This is a genomic window from Ancylobacter radicis (assembly GCF_018449475.1).
GTDB classification, from domain to species: Bacteria; Pseudomonadota; Alphaproteobacteria; order Rhizobiales; family Xanthobacteraceae; genus Ancylobacter; species Ancylobacter radicis.
In genome coordinates this window covers 116,419-136,416 of the sequence record NZ_JAHCQH010000017.1, presented here as the reverse complement: position 1 = coordinate 136,416, position 19,998 = coordinate 116,419, and the positions used below count along the sequence as shown (strand labels likewise).

Annotated in this window: 17 protein-coding genes; 7 read left to right on the top strand and 10 right to left on the bottom strand. The window is 66.1% G+C overall.

What is annotated here, in order from left to right:
• Positions 1–82 precede the first annotated feature (82 nt).
• Positions 83–2,101 carry an aq_1923 C-terminal domain gene (locus KIP89_RS12445; protein WP_213755758.1) on the bottom strand — a complete coding sequence of 673 codons (2,019 nt, stop codon included), beginning with the start codon at positions 2,099–2,101 and terminating at the stop codon, positions 83–85.
• A 175-nt stretch (positions 2,102–2,276) separates the two neighbouring features.
• On the opposite strand from KIP89_RS12445, the gene KIP89_RS12440 reads away from it, so the two are divergent.
• The 4 genes from KIP89_RS12440 to KIP89_RS12425 all read left to right on the top strand — a co-directional run bounded on the left by KIP89_RS12440 (position 2,277) and on the right by KIP89_RS12425 (position 6,029).
• Positions 2,277–4,556 carry an NADP-dependent malic enzyme gene (locus KIP89_RS12440; RefSeq protein ID WP_213755757.1) on the top strand — a complete coding sequence of 760 codons (2,280 nt, stop codon included), beginning with the start codon at positions 2,277–2,279 and terminating at the stop codon, positions 4,554–4,556.
• A 180-nt stretch (positions 4,557–4,736) separates the two neighbouring features.
• Complete coding sequence (locus KIP89_RS12435) at positions 4,737–5,045, top strand: hypothetical protein (protein ID WP_213755756.1); 309 nt, start codon at positions 4,737–4,739, stop codon at positions 5,043–5,045.
• Between the two features lie 252 nt (positions 5,046–5,297).
• Positions 5,298–5,510 carry a cold-shock protein gene (locus KIP89_RS12430; protein WP_213755755.1) on the top strand — a complete coding sequence of 71 codons (213 nt, stop codon included), beginning with the start codon at positions 5,298–5,300 and terminating at the stop codon, positions 5,508–5,510.
• 303 nt (positions 5,511–5,813) lie between these two features.
• Positions 5,814–6,029, top strand: a complete 216-nt coding sequence (locus tag KIP89_RS12425) for a cold-shock protein (RefSeq protein ID WP_213755754.1) — start codon at positions 5,814–5,816, stop codon at positions 6,027–6,029.
• A gap of 99 nt (positions 6,030–6,128) precedes the next feature.
• On the opposite strand, the gene KIP89_RS12420 is transcribed toward KIP89_RS12425, so the two are convergent.
• Genes KIP89_RS12420 through KIP89_RS12410 form a run of 3 tightly spaced genes read right to left on the bottom strand, consistent with a single transcriptional unit; the run spans position 6,129 to position 11,209 of the window.
• Positions 6,129–6,659, bottom strand: a complete 531-nt coding sequence (locus tag KIP89_RS12420) for a GNAT family N-acetyltransferase (protein WP_213755753.1) — start codon at positions 6,657–6,659, stop codon at positions 6,129–6,131.
• Between the two features lie 10 nt (positions 6,660–6,669).
• A complete protein-coding gene (locus tag KIP89_RS12415) occupies positions 6,670–7,491 on the bottom strand; it encodes a hypothetical protein (protein ID WP_213755752.1) in 822 nt (273 codons plus the stop codon).
• Positions 7,492–7,501: 10 nt separating this feature from the next.
• Complete coding sequence (locus tag KIP89_RS12410) at positions 7,502–11,209, bottom strand: vitamin B12-dependent ribonucleotide reductase (RefSeq protein ID WP_213755751.1); 3,708 nt, start codon at positions 11,207–11,209, stop codon at positions 7,502–7,504.
• Positions 11,210–11,945: 736 nt separating this feature from the next.
• Here KIP89_RS12410 and KIP89_RS12405 point away from each other — a divergent pair.
• Both KIP89_RS12405 and KIP89_RS20145 read left to right on the top strand, forming a co-directional pair.
• The gene (locus tag KIP89_RS12405) at positions 11,946–12,359 is read left to right on the top strand and encodes an NADH:ubiquinone oxidoreductase subunit NDUFA12 (RefSeq protein ID WP_369807138.1); all 414 of its coding nucleotides are present in this window, start codon (positions 11,946–11,948) and stop codon (positions 12,357–12,359) included.
• Positions 12,360–12,521: 162 nt separating this feature from the next.
• Positions 12,522–13,142, top strand: a complete 621-nt coding sequence (locus tag KIP89_RS20145) for a DUF2155 domain-containing protein (RefSeq protein WP_369807137.1) — start codon at positions 12,522–12,524, stop codon at positions 13,140–13,142.
• Here the strand turns inward: KIP89_RS20145 and aat are convergent.
• The 6 genes from aat to KIP89_RS12370 all read right to left on the bottom strand — a co-directional run bounded on the left by aat (position 13,073) and on the right by KIP89_RS12370 (position 18,584).
• Positions 13,073–13,750: a leucyl/phenylalanyl-tRNA--protein transferase gene (gene aat / locus KIP89_RS12395; protein WP_213755749.1), complete on the bottom strand. Its 678-nt coding sequence runs from the start codon at positions 13,748–13,750 to the stop codon at positions 13,073–13,075. The two genes, KIP89_RS20145 and aat, sit on opposite strands and share 70 nt — an antisense overlap.
• A gap of 185 nt (positions 13,751–13,935) precedes the next feature.
• Positions 13,936–15,288 carry an acetyl-CoA carboxylase biotin carboxylase subunit gene (gene accC, locus KIP89_RS12390; protein ID WP_213755748.1) on the bottom strand — a complete coding sequence of 451 codons (1,353 nt, stop codon included), beginning with the start codon at positions 15,286–15,288 and terminating at the stop codon, positions 13,936–13,938.
• A 10-nt stretch (positions 15,289–15,298) separates the two neighbouring features.
• Positions 15,299–15,769 (bottom strand): acetyl-CoA carboxylase biotin carboxyl carrier protein, encoded by a 471-nt coding sequence (gene accB, locus KIP89_RS12385; RefSeq protein WP_369807153.1) that lies wholly within the window; start codon positions 15,767–15,769, stop codon positions 15,299–15,301.
• 30 nt (positions 15,770–15,799) lie between these two features.
• A complete protein-coding gene (aroQ, locus tag KIP89_RS12380) occupies positions 15,800–16,237 on the bottom strand; it encodes a type II 3-dehydroquinate dehydratase (RefSeq protein ID WP_213755746.1) in 438 nt (145 codons plus the stop codon).
• Positions 16,238–16,373: 136 nt separating this feature from the next.
• Positions 16,374–17,147 (bottom strand): DsbA family protein, encoded by a 774-nt coding sequence (locus KIP89_RS12375; protein ID WP_213755745.1) that lies wholly within the window; start codon positions 17,145–17,147, stop codon positions 16,374–16,376.
• A gap of 12 nt (positions 17,148–17,159) precedes the next feature.
• Positions 17,160–18,584: a M48 family metalloprotease gene (locus tag KIP89_RS12370; RefSeq protein ID WP_369807152.1), complete on the bottom strand. Its 1,425-nt coding sequence runs from the start codon at positions 18,582–18,584 to the stop codon at positions 17,160–17,162.
• A 194-nt stretch (positions 18,585–18,778) separates the two neighbouring features.
• Here KIP89_RS12370 and KIP89_RS12365 point away from each other — a divergent pair, with 194 nt between their 5' ends.
• Positions 18,779–19,972 carry a pyridoxal phosphate-dependent aminotransferase gene (locus KIP89_RS12365; RefSeq protein WP_250152436.1) on the top strand — a complete coding sequence of 398 codons (1,194 nt, stop codon included), beginning with the start codon at positions 18,779–18,781 and terminating at the stop codon, positions 19,970–19,972.
• Positions 19,973–19,998 lie beyond the last annotated feature (26 nt).

Genomic DNA, 19,998 nt, shown 5'->3' with positions numbered 1-19,998 from the left:
CTCTGCACACCCGCACAAGACATGGATGGCCGGGCCAAGCCCGGCCATGACGTGTCAGGATTGAGCCATCACGGCTTCGCCCTCAGGGCTTGATCGGCGAGGCGGCGTCGATGACCTCGATGTTGATCTCGTCGATCAGGGTCAGGGGCTCCTCGCTTTGCAGCGTCTCGACGATCGTCAGCACCGGCAGTTCCTCGCCGCGCGGGGTGACGCGCAGGGCCAGCGTGCCGAGCGGCTTCTGCATGAAGCCGATGAAGGCCTGCACGGCGGGCTCCAGATCAGGCCGGTCGCTGACCGTCTGGGCGAGCAGCAATTCGGCGAAGCCCGAGAGCAGCTGGCGCAGCGCCTGCGGGTCCATGTCCTGCTGGCGGGCGGCTTCCTCCAGCTTGCGCTCATAGATGCCGGCATCGGAGACGGTGATCTCCAGCGCGGCGAGGCTGGCGCCGAGCGCGCCGGCCAGCGCCTCGTCCGGCTGGGGCGAGAACAGCGCGTCGTCGACATCCTTCATGGACAGCGTCACCGACAGGGCAAAGGCGTCCGACACCTCGGCATAGAGCGGGGCGAGGGTGAGGGTGCTGGCCGCCTCGTTCCACTCCCCGCCAATGTCGACCGCCACGCTGGCGCGCTGCATCCCGTCCGGCACCAGCGCGAATAGCGGCTTGTCGGTGGCGAAGGCCGAGGTCGGGCCGGTGACGCGCAGCGAGGCGGCGATGCGGGTCGGCAGGGCATCGGTCTCCCCGCTCCAGGACAGCGAGGCGCGGTCGACCACCACCGGGTCGCCGCCCTCTTCGACCGGGGCTTCCGCGCCTTCCATGCTGAAGCTGCCGACCACGCCGAAGACGCGCATCAGCCAGGGCAGGCCCTTGGCGGCCTGCGGGTCCTCTACCGCGTCGGCGGAGAGTTCCAGAATGGCGCCGGGGCGCAGCCCGCCGATCGTCAGCGTATCCAGCCGGAATACCTTGCCGTCCGCTTCCGTGCCCTTCAGCCGGTCGAGGGCGATGCTCGCCAGCCGCCCGTCTTCCAGCGGGCCGGCGGTGAGCGAGGCGAGTTCCGCCTTGGTGCCGTCGGCTTCCTGGCCGGTCAGCTCCTTCAGCGCGATGGAGCCGATGCGCAACCCGTCATAGGTGGCCCCGAGCGCCCGCAGCAGGGCCGCGAGTTCCGCCGGTGCGGGCTGCTCGCCCTTGGCGGCAAGCTGTTGCAGGCGCTCGCCGGCCACCATCAGATCCTCGGCGGGAATGGCGGCGGGGCGGATGGCGATGTCCGCGATCGCCAGCGAACCCCAGCGTTGGGTGAGGCCGGAATCGGCCTTGATCTCGTAGCCGTCGACCGACAGCGCGCCATAGAGGGGGCGGTAACCCTCCTCGGTGCGCCGGCGCTCCGGGTCGAGCAGGATCAGCACCGGCACGATATCGACGGCATCGGCGCTGATGCGGCCGATCCGACCGCTGGCGGCATTGGCCGGCGCGCCGCCCATGGTGAAGCGCGAGGGCTCGATGCTGGCGCGGGCGATGCGCCCGCCGGAAATATCCTCCAGCGTGACGGCACCATGGGTGACATCGGTCTCGATCCGCTCCGGCCCGATGCCGGCGCGGGTGGTGGCGAGCGATTCCGGGATGGAGATGCGCGCGACCTTGATCGCCTCGATCACGGCGAGGGCGATCTGCGCCGGATCGGTGCCGGTGGGAGTGACGACCGTCGGCCCTTCGACGCCGGTGATCTCGATCTTCGGCGCGCGGTAGCTGGTGTCGATCATCGGCGCCAGCGGGGCCGGGCCATCGAAGGAGAATTCGCGAATGGTGATCTGCCGCGCCGTGAAGCGGCGGTCATCCGCGCGGGCCACGCCCTCGGCGACCAGCGAGGTCAGCTTGAGCGAGCCCTGGCCCGGCGAGGTGAAGGAGACATTCTCGATGTTGAACAGGCCCTTGAACAGATCGTAGCGCACCTCGCCGCGATGCGCCTCGATGCCCGCGGCGCCGAGATCGGCGAACAGCGTGTCCACCTGGCGGCGGGCAAAATGGTTCACGATGGCGCCCAGCGCGAAATAGCCGCCCACCAGGGCGACGAGCAGGGCGACGGTCGCGATGACAAATGTCTTGCGCATGGGAATACGACCTGAGAATTGACGGTACGCACGGGTGGAGGGCTCAGCTCCGCGTGCCGTCGTGGAGTGCCAGCTTAACGAACCGTCGAAAGGCGGGCATTACAAAATCGGAAACTCAGTGTACGGCAAGGGAGAACCCCATGCTGTGCCACCTGTTCCGGGGGAAGGAAACGCAATGGCCTCGTATATCTCCGATGACCTGCGCTCAGGGGCGCTCGTCTATCACCGCCTGCCCCGTCCGGGGAAGCTGGAGATCCAGCCGACCAAGCCTCTCGCCAACCAGCGCGACCTGGCGCTTGCCTATACGCCCGGCGTCGCCGCGGTGTGCGAGGCCATCGCCGCCGACAAGGAACTCGCCGCCGAACTGACCGGCCGGCAGAATCTCGTCGCGGTGGTTTCCAACGGCACGGCGGTGCTCGGGCTCGGCAATATCGGGCCGGAAGCCTCCAAGCCGGTGATGGAAGGCAAGGCGGTTCTGTTCAAGAAATTCGCCGGCATCGACGTGTTCGACATCGAGATCAACGCGCTCGAACCCGACCATGTGGTGAGCGTCGTCGCCGCGCTGGAGCCGACCTTCGGCGGCATCAACCTCGAGGATATCAAGGCACCCGAGTGCTTCGAGATCGAGGAACGGCTGCGTGCGATGATGGGCATTCCCGTCTTCCACGACGACCAGCACGGCACCGCGATCATCGTCGCCGCCGCCGTCGTCAACGCGCTGCATATTGGCGGCAAGAAGCTTGAGGAGGTGAAGATCGTCACCTCCGGCGCCGGCGCGGCGGCCATCGCCACGCTGCGGCTGCTGCTCTCCATGGGCGCCAAGCGCGAGAATATCTGGGTCACCGACATCGAAGGCGTGGTCTATGAGGGCCGCGAGGTCCTGATGGACCCCTATAAGGGGGCCTTCGCCCAGAAGACCGAGGCCCGCACGCTGGCCGAGGCGATTTCCGGCGCCGACATCTTCATCGGCCTCTCCGCCGGTGGCGTGCTCAAGCCCGAGATGCTGAAGGTGATGGCGGATCGCCCGCTGATCATGGCGCTGGCCAACCCGACGCCCGAGATCATGCCCGATCTCGCCCGCGAGGCCCGGCCCGACGCGATGATCTGCACCGGCCGTTCGGACTTCCCGAATCAGGTCAACAACGTCCTGTGCTTCCCCTTCATCTTCCGCGGCGCGCTCGATGCCGCCGCGACCCAGATCAACGAGGCGATGAAGATCGCCGCCGTCCACGCCATCGCCGAACTCGCCCGCGAGGCGCCCTCGGACGTCGTCGCCCGCGCCTATAGCGGCGAGACCCCGGTGTTCGGCGCCAACTCGCTCATTCCCTCGCCCTTCGATCCCCGGCTGATCCTGCGCGTGGCGCCGGCGGTGGCGAAGGCGGCGATGGAGTCCGGCGTCGCCAAGCGGCCGATCGCCGATTTCGACGCCTATCAGGAGCAGCTCGACCGTTTCGTGTTCCGCTCCGGCCTCGTCATGAAGCCGATCTTCACCCTCGCCCGGCAGGCGCCCAAGCGCGTCATCTATGCCGAGGGCGAGGATGAGCGGATCCTGCGCGCGGCGCAGGTCGTCGTGGAGGAGGGCATCGCCCGCCCGATCCTGATCGGCCGCCCCTCGGTGGTGGAGACACGCCTTGAACGCTTCGGCCTCTCCATCCGGCCGGGCCAGGATTTCGACCTCATCAATCCCGAGGACGATCCGCGCTACCGCGACTATGTGAACACCTATGTCGAGCGCGCCGGCCGGCGCGGCGTGACGCCGGAACTCGCCCGCACGCTGGTGCGCACCACCCCGACCGTGATCGCCGCGCTGGCGGTGGTGCGGGGCGATGCCGACACCATGCTGTGCGGCGTCGAAGGCCGCTTCATCCGGCATCTGCGCCATATCCGCACCATTATCGGCCTCGCGCCGGGCGTGCGCGACGTGGCGGCGCTGTCCATGCTGCTGACCCAGAAGGGCGCGTTCTTCCTGTGCGACACGCAGGTGACGACGGAGCCCTCGCCGGAGGACCTCGCCGAGATGGCGATCCTGGCCGCCGCGCATGTGAAGCGGTTCGGCATCGAGCCCAAGGTGGCGCTGCTGTCGCATTCCGACTTCGGCTCGCGCGACGATGCGAGCGCGGTGAAGATGCGCCAGACTCTGGACCTGATCCTTGAGAAGGCGCCGGACCTGATGGTCGATGGCGAGATGGAAGGCGACAGCGCGCTGGTGCCGGAGATGCGCGAGCGGGTGCTGCCGGGCTCGCGCCTGCAGGGCGTGGCGAACATCCTCGTCATGCCCAATCTCGACGCCGCCAACATCGCCTACCAGATGGTCAAGGTGTTCGGCGATGCGCTCCCCGTCGGCCCGATCCTGCTCGGCACGGCGCGGCCGGTGCACGTGCTGACCCCCTCGGTGACGGCGCGCGGCATCGTCAACATGACCGCCATCGCCGTGGTCGAGGCGCAGAACGGCTGAGCCTTGCGGCTTTTGATATAGGGCGCGCGCGGGTTTCCGGGCGCGCCCTTTTTCATGCGGGCGGGTTGGCGGCGGATCGACGGCGCGACGGGCGACCTTAATCGCGCCGTAACCTGCCGGTGGGTAACGTTCGCCACCATGCCGCCGGGTCGCCCCGCGCCGCGTTCCGGGGGGAACCTGATGCTTCGCCGCTGTGCTGCCATCCTCGCCATGGGCCTGTGCCTTGCTGCCGCGCCCGCCAAGGCCGGCGGCAATGGCGGGGCGATGCAGGGCGCGGTGTTCGGCGGGGTGACCGGGGCCATTATTGGCGGCGCGCTGATCGGCACCGGCACCGGCGTGCTGCTGGGCGGCGCGCTCGGCGCGGCGGGCGGGGCGGCGCTGGGCCGGAGCCGGGGTCCCGAGGGGCGCTATTACATCAAGCGCGGCACCTGCCATTACCGCTACCCGAACGGCCGGGTGGTGCGCGTCAGCTACGATTATTGCTACTGAACCGGTCCGGCCAGCCGTGGCCGCGACCGGCATCTTCCCATGAAGAAAGTTTCCGCAATTTCGCCATAGACATGGCGAGATCGTGGCGATTTCTGCCGTCTAAAAGCCACATTCCTCGCCAATCTGGGCAGGCACGGATTTGATCGAAGGACTGTGCTGCCCTTGGGCGCACAGGTTTTCGCAAGCCGTCTGCAACCCGCGGGCGTCATTCGGCGTTCGTTGCTAAATCCTGGTCTCCTAAGGTTTCTTTCTATGGCTGATACCGGCACCGTTAAGTGGTTCAACGAGCAGAAGGGCTACGGCTTCATCCAGCCGGACGGCTCGGGCAAGGACGTGTTCGTCCACATCAGCGCCGTGCAGCGCTCGGGCCTTCAGGGCCTGCGTGAAGGCGAGAAGGTTTCCTTCGAGCTGCAGACCGACCAGCGTTCGGGCAAGACCTCGGCCGTGAACCTGCGCCCGCTCTGAGCGGTGATGCGGTAGGTTAGCGGACCGGATGGTCCGTTTAGATTCAATATAAATGTCGCCGTTTCTTGGTGGGGATGGCGACATTTGCCGGCTCAGTGGTTTTCCGCAGCGGCACCGGCCCTTGCATTGGCGCGTATTCGCGCTAGTCTTCATGCCAGATTTTGGCTGGACTCTGGGCCGTCTCACCTTGGCATTGCCGGGTGCAGGTTCAGCTTTTCTTCCAAATTCGACCCTGCGGCAGGGGCTGGGCTCGCGTGGCAAGGCTCCCGCTGAATGTGCAACCTCGTACGTGAGACTACCCTGATGTCTACTGAGACCGGCACCGTGAAGTGGTTCAACGACCAGAAGGGCTACGGCTTCATCCAGCCCGACGGCTCGGGCAAGGACGTGTTCGTGCATATCAGCGCGGTTCAGCGCTCGGGCCTGCAGGGCCTGCGCGATGGCGAGAAGGTTTCCTTCGAGCTGCAGACCGACCAGCGTTCGGGCAAGACCTCGGCGGTCAACCTGCGCGTCGGCTGATGCCGCTGCGGGTCGCCGTGCGCGTCCCGGAATGAAGCCGCCACTCCTCGCCGGGTGGCGGCTTTTTCTTTGGGTGACTGTCGGTGGAGGAATATTCCTCTAGGGAAGTGTGCCGCGTGGCCGCTCCAGCAGCACCATCTCGCGCCCGCCATAAAGGCCAAGCCCGGCGCGCGTGAAGCCAAGCCTGCCGGCGATGTGCAGCGAGGCGTCGTGGCCTTCCTGGATCATGCAGGTGAGGCGGTCCCCCCTGCCATGCGCATCCGCCCAGCCGAGCGCCGCAATCATCGCCTCGCGCGCATAGCCCTTGCCCTGCGCCGCGCCGGCAAACACCCAGCCCGCTTCCATCGTCCCCTCGATCGAGGGGGTAAGGGCGCGCTTGAAATCATGAAACCCGACCTCGCCGATAAAGGCGCCGCTGGCGCGCTCTTCCACCGCGAAGGAGCCGAAGCCGAGGAACTGCCAGAGGCCGGGATGGCGCAGGAACCGACTCCACGCCGCCTCGCGCGCGAAGGGCTGCCCGCCGATGAACCTGATCACCGCGGGCTCCGCCCACATGGCGGCATAAGCCTCGAAATCCTCCCGCCGGTGCGTGCGCAGGATCAGGCGGGGCGTGGTGAGGGTGGGGGGCATTTTTGGGTCACTAGAATCGTCTAGAAAAACGCTCGGTTGTCGGAATTGAATTTAGATCAATCGCGTCAACCCATCTTTTGGAAGTGTCTCTGCTTAATGGCAAGCCAGTAGCAATCCCATATATGTACAAGGCGCTACGCAAGCGCGCGGCAAACGCAACTATTAATTTTTCTTTTTCGGCATAAAGTTTGTATTCAAATATTTCATTTGTTTTCCATTTGCCTTGAGATAAAGAATTGTATTCTGGTAATATTGATATGAATTCATGCATTGGGCCCGAGGCGCTCAAATCTTCCTTTGTTTGCCAACGTATCCATATCTGTCCGGGTGTTTTTAGAATTTCATTGATGTGGTGAAAGTATAGTCCGGCAGAAAGTTTATAGCAGAACTGATTTATGTAAGGTATTGTCTTTGGTCCTATGGAGACGGCTTTAAAGCCTGGAGGAACCGTTACTCCTTGGCTTTCGAGGTGCCTCCGTGCTTTCTTCTGTTGAACACCGCCGTCAAACCGAGTTAGCTCTGTTATGATTTCCGGTGCTTGCTTCGATAGCCGCCTGCTAAGGTGTGTGTGATCCAAATCTTCATGTCCTGTTGGATTTATACTCCAGCGGGACATTAATGCGATGACCAAATCAGCTGTGCTTGACCCGCGATTGCAGTCATCACACGCGGGAATAACGATATCGCGAGGTCTTTGGCCGTTATCAAATAGCGCAGTTGGAGGAATATGTTCGCGGGTTGAGGATGGGCGAAGTCCGCAGCAGAACGCGCATGTTGGGAACTTTGCAATTAGTTGCGCCGTCGCGCTCTTTCTAGCTGCGGCTTCGCCCATCTTCCCAGCCTCAGCTGCAGCCCGTCGTAGAGCCGCAGGTCTCGCACTTCAGGCAGGTGCCGTTCCTCACCATGGTGAAGTTCTGGCACTCGGGGCAGGATTCGCCCTCATAGCCCTTGGCGCGGGCGATGGCGCGGGCTTCCGACTTGCTCGGGCCGGCGGCGGGTGCCGGGGCAGCCCAGGGCAGGGCGTCGGTCGCGCCGACGGTCTCTTCCTCCGGCTCCGCCTTGAGGGCGGTCGCGCCCTGCACGGCGCCGCGCAGCGCGGTGACGTTGGTGGCCGCCTGCGCCGTGGTCGGTGTCACAGTGGAGCCGGCCGGCACCACCATCAGCCCGACCGAGCGGCCGCGCGTCAGGCCCTTCGACACCATGCGCGAGGCGGACGTGACGCCGGGCGCCGCCTTGCCTTCGTCCACGCCCTTGCCGAGCGCGTCGAAATTCGACTCGCTGTGGTCGACATGGCCGAGGTCGTTGCGGGCGAGATAGGACACGGCCAGCTCGCGGAAGATGTAGTCGAGGATCGAGGTCGCATATTTGATCGTGTCGTTGCCCTGCACCGGGCCGGCGGGCTCGAAGCGGGTGAAGGTGAAGGCGTCGACATACTCCTCCAGCGGCACGCCGTACTGGAGACCCAGCGACACCGAGATGGCGAAGTTGTTGATGAAGGAGCGCAGCGCCGCGCCTTCCTTGTGCATGTCGATGAAGATCTCGCCGAGGCGGCCGTCATCATATTCGCCGGTGCGCAGATACACTTTGTGGCCGCCGACCACGGCCTTCTGGGTATAGCCCTTGCGGCGATCCGGCATCTTCTCGCGGTCGCGGATGGCGACCACGCGCTCGATGATCTTCTCGACGATCTTCTCGGTGATCTGGGTGGCGCGGGCGGCGGCGGGCTTCTCCAGCAGCGTCTCGACCGCATCCTCCTCCTCGTCCTCGTCGGCGATGAGCTGCGAGTTGAGCGGCTGGGAGAGCTTGGAGCCGTCGCGGTAGAGGGCGTTCGCCTTCAGCGCCAGACGCCAGGACAGCATGTAGGCCTGCTTGCAGTCCTCCACCGTGGCGTTGTTCGGCATGTTGATGGTCTTGGAGATGGCGCCCGACAGGAAGGGCTGCGCCGCCGCCATCATCAGGATGTGGCTCTCGACCGAGAGGTAACGCTTGCCGATGCGCCCGCACGCATTGGCGCAGTCGAACACCGGGTAGTGCTCGACCTTGAGGAAGGGCGCGCCTTCAAGGGTCATGGCGCCGCAGACATGGATGTTCGCGGCCTCGATGTCCTTCTTCGAGAAACCGAGGAAGGTGAGCAGGTCGAAGGTGGGATCGACCATCTTGTCGGCGGGCACGCCGAGCTTGGCGAGCGCCTCGTCGCCGAGCGTCCAGCGGTTGAACACGAACTTGATGTCGAAGGCGCTTTTCACGCTGCCATCGACCTTGGCGAGCATCGCGTCGTCAAAGCCCTTGGCGCGCAGCGAGCCATGATTGACGGCCGGCGCCTGGGTGATCGAGCCGTGACCGACCGCATAGGCCTCGATCTCGGCGAGCTGGCTCTCGGAATAGCCGAGCGTGCGCAGCGCCTCCGGCACGGCGCGGTTGATGATCTTGAAATAGCCGCCGCCGGCCAGCTTCTTGAACTTCACCAGCGCGAAGTCGGGCTCGATGCCGGTGGTGTCGCAATCCATGACGAGGCCGATCGTGCCGGTGGGCGCGAGCAGCGTGGTCTGGGCGTTGCGGTAGCCATGCTCCTCGCCCAGCGCCAGCGCCAGATCCCAGGTCGCCTTGGCGCGTTCCACCAGCTGAGGCTGCTTCACCTTGGCATGGTCGAGCGGCACGGGGTTGGTGTTCAGCCCCTCATAGCCGCCCTTCTCGCCATAGGCGGCGCGGCGATGGTTGCGCATGACGCGCAGCATCTCGGTCGCGTTCGGCTTGTAACCGGCGAACGGGCCGAGCTCTTTGGCCATCTCGGCCGAGGTCGCATAGGCGACGCCGGTCATGATCGCGGTGAGGGCGCCGCAATAGGCGCGGGCCTCGTCGGAATCATAGGGAATGCCGGAGGTCATCAGCAGGCCGCCGATATTGGCGTAGCCGAGGCCGAGGGTGCGGTACTCGTAGGAGAGCTTGGCGATCTCCTTCGAGGGGAACTGCGCCATCAGGATCGAGATTTCCAGCACGACCGTCCACAGCCGGCAGGCATGCTCATAGCTCGCCACATCGAACGTGCCATCGGCCTGGCGGAACTGCAGCAGGTTCAGCGAGGCGAGGTTGCACGCCGTGTCGTCGAGGAACATGTATTCCGAGCACGGGTTGGACGCGCGGATCGGGCCGGCGGCCGGGCAGGTGTGCCAGTCATTGACCGTGGTGTGGAACTGGATGCCCGGATCGGCGCAGGCCCAGGCGGCGTGACCGATCTTCTCCCACAGCTCCGCCGCCTTCAGCGTCTTCGTCACCTTGCCGGTGATGCGCGAGGTGAGGTTCCACTCGCCATCGGCCTCGACCGCGGTGAGGAAGGCGTCGTCGACGCGCACCGAATTGTTCGAGTTCTGGCCGGAGACGGTGAGATACGCCTCGGAATCCCAATCCGTGTCGTAGATCGGGAAGTCGATGTCGGTGTAGCCCTGCTTGGCGAACTGGATCACGCGCAGGATGTAGTTCTCCGGCACCAGCGACTTCTTGGCGGCGCGGATCTCGCGCTTCAGCGCGGTGTTCTTTTCTGGGTCGTAGCAGTCGTCACCCTCGCCCTCGCAATTCACGCAGGCCTTCATCACGGCCTTCATGTGCTTGGCGACGATCTTGGAGCCGGTGACGAGAGCGGCGACCTTCTGCTCCTCCTTCACCTTCCAGTCGACATAGGTCTCGATATCCGGGTGATCGACATCGACCACCACCATCTTGGCGGCGCGGCGGGTGGTGCCGCCCGACTTGATGGCGCCGGCGGCGCGGTCGCCGATCTTCAGGAAGCTCATCAGGCCGGAGGAGCGGCCGCCGCCGGAGAGCTTCTCGCCCTCGCCGCGCAGCGCCGAGAAATTGGAGCCCGTGCCCGAACCATATTTGAACAGGCGCGCCTCGCGCACCCACAGGTCCATGATGCCGCCCTCATTGACGAGGTCGTCGCCCACGGACTGGATGAAGCAGGCATGCGGCTGGGGATGCTCGTAGGAGGACTTCGAGCGGGTCAGCTTGCCGGTGACGTAATCGACATAGAAATGACCCTGGCTCGGGCCGTCGATGCCATAGGCCCAGTGCAGGCCGGTGTTGAACCATTGCGGCGAGTTCGGCGCGGCCATCTGCATGGCCAGCATGTAGCGGTGCTCGTCGAAGAAGGCCTGCGCGTCCTCGTCGGTGTCGAAATAGCCGCCCTTCCAGCCCCAATAGGTCCAGGTGCCGGCCAGACGATCGAACACCTGGCGCGCATCGTGCTCGCCGATGAAACGCTCCTTCTCCGGCAGGGCGCCGAGCGCCTTGTCGTCCGGCGTGCCGCGCCACAGGAAGGAGGGGACGGTCTCTTCCTCGACCTTCTTCAGGCGGGCGGGAACGCCGGCCTTGCGGAAATACTTCTGCGCGAGAATGTCGGTCGCGACCTGCGAGAAGTGCTCGGGCACGTCGATGCCTTCGAGGCGGAACACCACCGACCCGTCGGGATTGCGAATTTCGCTCGTCGCCTTGCGGAACGCCATCGCGGCGTAAGGTGACTGGCCGGCTTTGGTATAGCGGCGCTCGATGCGCATGATCGTCGTCCCTCGCAGCGCCGCTGAGGGCGCCCATCCATGGTCAAAAAAGCCCGTGCCGGACACCGCAAGGGGCCAGCAACTATGGGGCGGACTGTTTGAAAACCCGGCCCAACCGGTTTCGTGATTGTGACATAAACGTGCCCCGATTCCGGTCCGGAGGCAAACCTCGATTTGAACCTGGGCGCGATCTGTTGTGGATGGCGACCCGCTGTCGTCTAGATGTAGTGTCTCATCCAGATGTTGCCAGGATATTAACGCGAACGCGAGTTCAGGTGTACCGATCCGTCCCAGCTCGTGCTTTCGGCATTGAATTGGCTGGAAAGCGGGGATCACCGCTTTTACGCACTGGTGCTCACGCGACTTATGTGACGCACGTCCAGAATCGAAGCTTGAAAACAGGATGAACCGGGCCGTGTCGATGCGCAACACCCTGAGCGGCTCAGCGCGCGACATGCGGTAGAGCAGTGCCGTTGACCTACTACTAGTGGGGGCTTGGCAGTGCTGGCGCGTGGCGTGTGCAGCGATGCGGGAGCGGATATGTCGAAAGGGTGCCTCAGCGCCATCCTTCGCCCCCGGCCGGGCGCCGGTTTCCGTGTGACACCCCGTGTTCTGGCTGACTTACGGCTATCTGCGCCCGTGGTTAAACGCCGCCAGAGCGCCGCCCGCGCTGGACATGGGCCGGTCCGGGTGGCATGTTCCGGCGCATCTTGCAGCCGGCGCAGGGACGATTTCCGTGAAGCTTTCCGACTTTCTCATCGAGACCTTCACCTGGTGGAACGGCCAGACCATGGGCACGCGCTTCCACACCTGGCGCTATGGCGAACTGGTCGGCACGGATGAGTTCGGCAACACCTATTACCGGACCAAGGGCGGCAAGATCGACCCGGCGCTCGGCTTCGAGCGTCGCTGGGTGATCTATAACGGCCTGGCCGAGGCAACCGCCATTCCGCCGGGCTGGCACGCCTGGATGCATCAGCGCAGCGATGTGGCCCCGCCGCAGGAAACCTATGTCGCCCGCGAGTGGGAGAAGCCGCACCGGCCGAACCCGACCGGCACGGCCAATGCCTATCGCCCGGCCGGCTCGACCGTCGGTTTCGGCCATCGCCCGACCGTCACCGGCGACTACAAGGCGTGGACGCCCGAGTGATCGGACCGCGCCGGTGAGGCGACGCGGGTGACACTTCCCGCGCCCCTGCCGGGCTTTTCACCGGGCCCGCCCCGACATCGCCGCATTGCCCCGCATCTTGACGCGAGGCGCGCGCCCCGCCCGGCGCGCGATTTCCGAGGCCTTGCGATGCTTTCCGCTTCGATGCGTTCCCTGCTCCTCGCCGCCGTGGCGTCCCTTGCCGTGAGCGGTCCGCTTGCCGCCCAGCAGGGCTGGCAGGGCGGGGTCGAATCGCAGCCGCTCGCCCCGCCGCCGGGGGCGGTCGAGAACCCCGATTCGCCGCCCGGCGGGGTGGGCGTTCCCTCGATCATGGAACCGGTGGAGGGCAGCGAGCCGCGCGTGCCCGCGCCGGCGCAGCCCGACGTGCCCGGACAGGCGACGATCGGCCCGAGCGGCGATATCGAGGTGGTGCAGCCCCCGGCCGAGAAGATCGTCAACAAGACCGCCGTCTTCTCCGGCCTCGACAAGATCACCGGCCGCATCATCTCCTTCGACGTGGCGATCAATGAGACCGTGCAGTTCGGCGCGCTGCGCATCACCCCGCGCGCCTGCTACACGCGCCCCTCAACCGAGTCGCAGAACACGACGGGCTTCGTCGAGGTGCAGGAGATCACGCTGGACGGGAAGGTGCAGCCGCTGTTCGGGGGCTGGATGTTCGCATCCAGCCCCGGCCTGCACGGTGTCGAGCACCCGATCTATGACGTCTGGCTCAGCGACTGCAAGCAGAGCGACCCGGTGATCGCCTCGCCCGGCGGCCAGCAGTAGAAATCACCCTCGCCCTCCAGCGCCTGCGTCAGCAGCCGGTGATAATGCCGGCGCGTCACCTCGACCGCGCCGAAGCTGCGCAGGTGATCGGTCACGAACTGGGTGTCGAGCAGGGTGAAGCCGCCCTTGCGCAGCCGCGCCACCAGATGCACCAGCGCCACCTTCGAGGCGTCGCGCGCCGTGTGGAACATGCTCTCGCCGAAAAAAGCGCGCCCGAGCCGCACGCCATAGAGGCCGCCGACCAGCTCGCCATTTTCCCAGGTCTCGACCGAGTGGCAGAAGCCGCGTTCATAGAGATCGCAATAGAGCTTGCGGATGCGCCGGTTGATCCAGGTCGAGCCGCGCCCTTCCGCCGGGGCGGCGCAACCATCGATCACCGCCTCGAAATCATAGTCGATCCGCACCTCGAAGCGGTCGGAGCGCACGGTGCGGGCAAGGCGGCTGGAGATGGCGAAATCGCCCAGCGGAATGACGCCGCGACGCTCCGGCTCGATCCAGTAGAGGCCGGGATCATCGGCGCTTTCGGCCATCGGGAAGATACCGCAGGCATAGGCCTTCAGCAGGACTTCCGGGGTGATCTCGACCTGATGTTCGCGCGGGCGTGACATGACGCCAGAATGAAGGAGATGGGCGGTGCTGTGAAGGCCAGCCGCCTTGGGCAACGTCACAATTCGCCCAGGCCGCGCGCACCAAGTCCGGGCAGGCGGGTAGCGGCCAACCGCCAGCCGGCCTGAAAACGCCAATGGCCGGGACAAGCCCGGCCATCGTGATTGTCGGCGCTGGTGCGGCGGGCTCAGGAACCCGGCTCGCCCTCGGCCAGGAAGTGCTCCAGCCAGTGGATGTCATAAGCGCCGCGCTTGATGTCGGCGTTCTGCACCAGCTCGCGGAACAGCGGCAGCGTGGTCTCGATGCCTTCCACGACGAACTCGTCCAGCGCCCGGCGCAGGCGGTTGAGGCATTCCTCGCGCGACTTGGCGTGGACGATGAGCTTGCCGATCATGCTGTCGTAATAGGGCGGGATCGTATAGCCCTGATACACCGCTGAATCGACCCGCACGCCCAGCCCGCCCGGCGTGTGCCAGTAGGAAATCTTGCCCGGCGAGGGGCGGAAGGTGCGCGGATGCTCGGCATTCACGCGGCACTCGATGGCATGGCCGTTGAGCACCACATCTTCCTGGCGGATCGTCAGGGCCTGACCGGCGGCGACGCGGATCTGCTCGGCGATCAGGTCGATGCCGGTGATCGCCTCGGTCACCGGATGCTCCACCTGGATGCGGGTGTTCATCTCGATGAAGTAGAACTCGCCATTCTCGTACAGGAACTCGATGGTGCCCGCGCCGAGATACTTCATGTCGCGCATCGCCTTGGCGACGGTCTCGCCGATGCGGGCGCGCTGCTCGGCGGTGATGGTCGGGGAGGGCGCTTCCTCCCACACCTTCTGGTGCCGGCGCTGCAGCGAGCAATCGCGCTCGCCGAGATGGATGGCGTTGCCCTGGCCGTCGCCGAGAACCTGAATCTCGATGTGGCGGGGGGTGCCGAGATATTTCTCGATATAGACCGCATCGTCGCCGAAGGCGGCACGGGCTTCCGAGCGGGCCTGCGACAGGGCAGAGGAGAGTTCGTCCGACGAACGGGCGACCTTCATGCCGCGTCCGCCACCACCGGCGGCGGCCTTGATCAGGACCGGATAGCCGATCTCGTCGGCGACGCGCGAAGCCTCCTCATCGGAGGTGATGCCGCCCTCGGAGCCCGGCACGCAGGGAATGCCGAGCTTCTTGGCGGTCCGCTTGGCCTCGATCTTGTCACCCATGATGCGGATATGCTCGGGCTTGGGCCCGATGAAGGCGACGCCATGGTCGATCAGGATTTCGGCGAAACGGGCATTCTCGGACAGGAAGCCGTAGCCCGGATGCACCGCCTCGGCGCCCGTGATCTCGCAGGCGGCCAGCAAGGCGGGAATGTTGAGATAGCTGTCCTTGGCGGCCGGCGGGCCGATGCACACGCTCTCATCGGCGAGCTTGACATGCATGGCGTCGGCGTCGGCGGTGGAATGCACCGCCACGGTGGCGATGCCGAGTTCCTTGCAGGCGCGCAGCACCCGCAAGGCGATCTCGCCCCGATTGGCGATGAGGATCTTGCCGAACATCAGGCGCTCCTCACTCGACGATCACAAGCGGCTCGCCATATTCGACCGGCTGACCATTATCGACGAGAATGCGGGTGACCGTGCCAGCGCGCGGCGCGGGAATGGCGTTCATGGTCTTCATCGCCTCGACGATGAGAAGGGTCTGCCCCTCCTTCACCACCGTGCCGACCTCGATGAAGGCACGGGCGCCCGGCTCCGGGCCGAGATAGGCGGTGCCGACCATCGGCGAGGGCACGACGCCGGGATGCTTGGACGGATCCTCGCTCGCCGCCGGGGCGGCAGGAGCCACCGCTGCCGGCGCGGCGGCCGGGGCGGCAACGGCGAGCGGCGCCGGCGCGGCATAGACCGTGGGCGCGGCGCGCACGACGCGGATGCGCAGATCCTCGTGCTGAACCTCGATCTCGGTGAGGTCGCTCTCGGAGAGGAGATTGGCGATCTCGCGCACCAGCGCGGGGTCGATGTTGGGCTTGTTGGTTTTCATCATGATCCCGTGACGGTCGCCCCGTCCCCCTCAGTTCACGCGGCTCGCGGCCAGCGCGTCTATGGCGAGCCGGTAGCCATCAATCCCCAGCCCGCAGATCACCGCGCGAGCGACCGGCGAAATATAGGAATGATGACGAAAGGCTTCGCGCGCGAAGACGTTGGACAAGTGGACTTCGACGACATTGAGGCCGACGGCCTTTATCGCATCGGCGAGGGCAATGGAGGTGTGGGTATAGGCGGCGGCATTGAGCACCACGCCAAGACTGCCCCGCGCCTCCTGAAGCCAGGTGACCAGCTCGCCCTCATGGTTGCTCTGGCGGAAGACGAGGCCAAGTCCGTGCCGCTCGCAGGCGGTACGGCAGGCGGCTTCGACATCGGCCAGCGTCGCACGGCCGTACACCTCCGGCTCGCGCGTGCCGAGCAGGTTCAGGTTCGGTCCGTTCAGGACGTGGACGGTGTCCGTCATCGCGCCTCAAAGAGCCAGCTTCCCCCGGCGCGTGCCGGGGGGACGCGGGGTTATAGGCAAAGGGCGCGCGCACGCCAAGCCCTTGCAGGCATCAGGCGCCATTAACCCCCAGCGGCGAAACGCGCCGGGGCCGTGCTCAGCACTGCGCCTTGCCGCATTTGCGCATGGAATCGATGGCGCCCTTGATCTGGTCGTGACCAACCGCGCCGACGATCACCGCGTCGCCCACCACATAGGACGGCGTGCCGTCGATGCCGAGGGAGTCGGCGATCTGCAGGCTTTCCTGAAGCGTCGCGTTCACTTCCGGGTTGGCCAGCGCCTTCTCCAGCGCCGCCTTGTCGACGTCGACCGCCACCGCCGCCTCGATCGCCTTGGCCTTGTTGGCCTGGCCGCGCTCGCTCAGCAGCTTCTCGTGGAAGGCGTAATATTTGTCCGGCGCGGCAAGGCGCACGGCCACGGCAACCTGCGCCGCCTCGACCGAGCCCGGTCCGAGCACGGGGAATTCCTTCAGCACGACCTTGAGCTTGGGGTCGTTCTTCATGAGCTGCTGCAGGTCCGCCAGCGCGCGGCGGCAATAGCCGCAATTATAGTCGAAGAACTCGACCAGCGTGACGTCGCCCTGCGGATTGCCGACGATCACCCCGCGTGGGGAATCGAACACCAGCGGCTTCATGGTGGCGAGCGCCTGCTGGCGCTGGGTGGCCTCGCTGGCCGCCTGGCGCTTTTGCAGCTCCATGATGGCTTCCTGGATCACCTCGGGATTCTTGATGAGGTAATCGCGGATCACGCCCTCGAATTCCTTGCGCTGGGTGTCGTCGAGCGCCGCTGCCGGAGCGATGCCGATGCCGAGGGCAAGGGACGCGGCCAGCAGCCCGCGGCCTGCACGGCGAAGTAGGTTCAGCGGCGGCATATCTCTCTCCGGTTAGGTGGGCTTGCGCCGCATGGCTTCCTGCGGCGGCTTGAAATTGAGGATGTCGTCGGCCTTGAGCCAGCCGGGCGAGCCGAGCGGAAACTTGGTCTTGGCCCGCGTAGCAAGTTCACGGGCCAGGCGATATTCGCCATTCAGCAGTGCGGACTGCGCGGAGGCGAGATCGGCATTGGGATAATCGCCGCGCTGGCCATAGGCCATGGCGAGATAGCGCCAGCCCATGGGCGAGGCGGGTTCGCGCTGCAGGCCGAAATTCAGCTCGCGCACCGCCTCGTCCATCATCGACTTGTCGCTGGTGGCGACCAGCGCCTGGCCGAGCATCATGCGGATGAGCGGGTTGCCGTTCGACAGTTCGACCGCCCGGCGCAGCGGCGCGATGGCCTCGCGGGGGCGCCCCGCCTCCAGCAGGGACTGGCCCTTGATCTCGTAGAAATAAGGGTTGCGCGGCTGCTCGGCGATCAGCCCGTCGATCTGCCGGGTGGCATCGGCGATGCTGCCGAAGCGATAGGCCGAGATCGCCCGCGCATAGCGGGCCGGCAGCGAATTGCCCTGCGAGCCATAGATTCGCGCCACCGCATCGGGCGACTGGGTATAACCGACCAGCTTGGCGCGCATCATGTCATGGCGGGCCTGAAGCTCGGGCGAGTCCTTGACGTTGAAATAGGGGCTCTTATGCGCGAGGTCGGACAGCACGGCGATGCGTTCGGCGGCCATCGGATGGCTCAGCGCATAGGGGTCGATTCGCTGGCTGATGAAGATCTGGTCGTTCTGCAGCCGCTCGAAGGTCTTCAGCATGCCGGCGGGTGACTGCTTGGTGGCGTTCAGATAGGTGATCGCCGAGCGGTCGGCGGCCTGCTCCTCGCTGCGCTGATAGGCCAGCATGGTGCGCCGGACCATCTCCTGCGGCATGGTCATGGCGCCGGCGGCGGCGTTGCCTGCCATGCTGGAGCCCGCGGAGGCGCCGGCCGCGACGCCGCCGGCCGCCAGCAACATGCCGACGATGGCGGCGGTCTGCGCCGATTCCAGTTGCTGGCGCATCCGCGCGAGATGACCGCCGGCAATGTGGCCGGTCTCATGGGCGAGAACGCCGATCACCTCATTGGGGGTCGGCGACTGCTTCAGCGTGCCGGTATTGATGAAGATGCGCTTGCCGTCGGCGACGAAGGCGTTGAACGAGTCATTGCCGATCAGCACGACCTGGATGTTCTGCTGGGTCAGGCCGGCCGCCTTGAAGATGGGGCGGGTATAGTCGCGCATCAGCGCCTCGATCTCCGCGTCGCGGATGATCGTCGGGTTGCGCTGGGACTGCGCCTGGGCCGGCGCGACGGGGAGAGCCCCGGCGGCCAGGAAGGCGAGGGTGGTGGCAATCCCGCGCAACAGGCCGCGCTCGCGCGCGGGGCGAACCGTGCGCAGCGTCATTGGCGCAAGCAAGGGGTTGTCAATGCGGCTCAGAGGCATCATCCATCGAGTGCTGGCGGTCGCGGCGACCTGACGCTGTCGTCGGGTCAGGGTCAACCCATCCGCCGATCATCTTCCATTGAACACGTTCCGACACCAGCCGGAGATTGCGGCACGGATACGACGGAACGGCAAAGTTGAGCAACATAACCGCAATGCCCGCTCCTTCTCCCGAACAAGCTGCCACCCTTCTCGCCGGAGCCTCCCGGCGCAGCGACATCGCCCCCTTTATCGTCATGGACGTGATGGAGCGCGCCGCGCGCATCGAGGCAGCCGGCGGGCAGGTGATTCACATGGAGGTCGGGCAGCCGGCCGCGCCCGCCCCGCACAGTGCCCGCGAGGCGGCGAAGCGCGCGCTGGAGCATGGGCGGATCGGCTACACCACCGCGCTCGGCCTGCCGGGGCTGCGCGCCCGCATCGCCCGCCATTATGCCGAGACCTATGATCTCGATCTCGACCCGGCGCGCGTCGTCGTGACGACCGGCTCCTCGGCCGGGTTCCTGCTCGCCTTTCTTTCCATGTTCGAGGCCGGCGACCGGGTGGCGATCGCCAATCCCGGCTACCCGCCCTATCGCCATATCCTGACCGCGCTGGGTTGCGAGCCGGTGCTGATCGAGACCGATGCGGCGTCGCGCTGGGTCATCACCCCCGACGCGCTGCGCGCCGCCCATGCCCGCGCTCCGCTGAAGGGGGGGCTGGTGGCGAGCCCGGCCAATCCGACGGGCACGATGATGCGGCCGGAGGCGCTGGCGGAACTGATCGCCACCGCCGAGGGGCTGGGCATCCGATTCATCTCCGACGAGATATATCACGGGCTCGACTACGCCTTTCCCGCCGCGACGGCGGCCGCGATCAGCCCGCAGGCGGCGGTGATCCATTCCTTCTCGAAATATTTCTGCATGACCGGCTGGCGCGTCGGCTGGATGGTGATGCCGGCCCCGCTGGTGCGGGCGGTCGAGCGGTTGCAGCAGAATCTGATGATCTCCGTGCCCACTCTCTCGCAGATCGCCGCCGAGGCCGCCTTTGATGGCGCGGCGGAAATGGAGGCGGTGAAGCACGGCTATGAGGAGAACCGGCTGATCCTCACCCACGGCCTGCCCAAGGCGGGGCTGCCGGAGTTCCTGCCCGTGGACGGCGCGTTCTATCTCTATGCCGATGTGTCGCGCTTCACCGAGGATTCTGCCGCCTTCGCCCGCCGCCTGCTCGATGAGGCGCATGTGGCGGCGACGCCGGGCGTCGATTTCGACCCGCATCGCGGCCACCATTATCTGCGCCTGTCCTATGCCGGTTCGGCCGGCGAGATGCGCGAAGCGGTGGAGCGGATCGGCGACTTCCTGCGCAAGGGATGACGTAATGGCGCTGGCGCGGCCGCGCC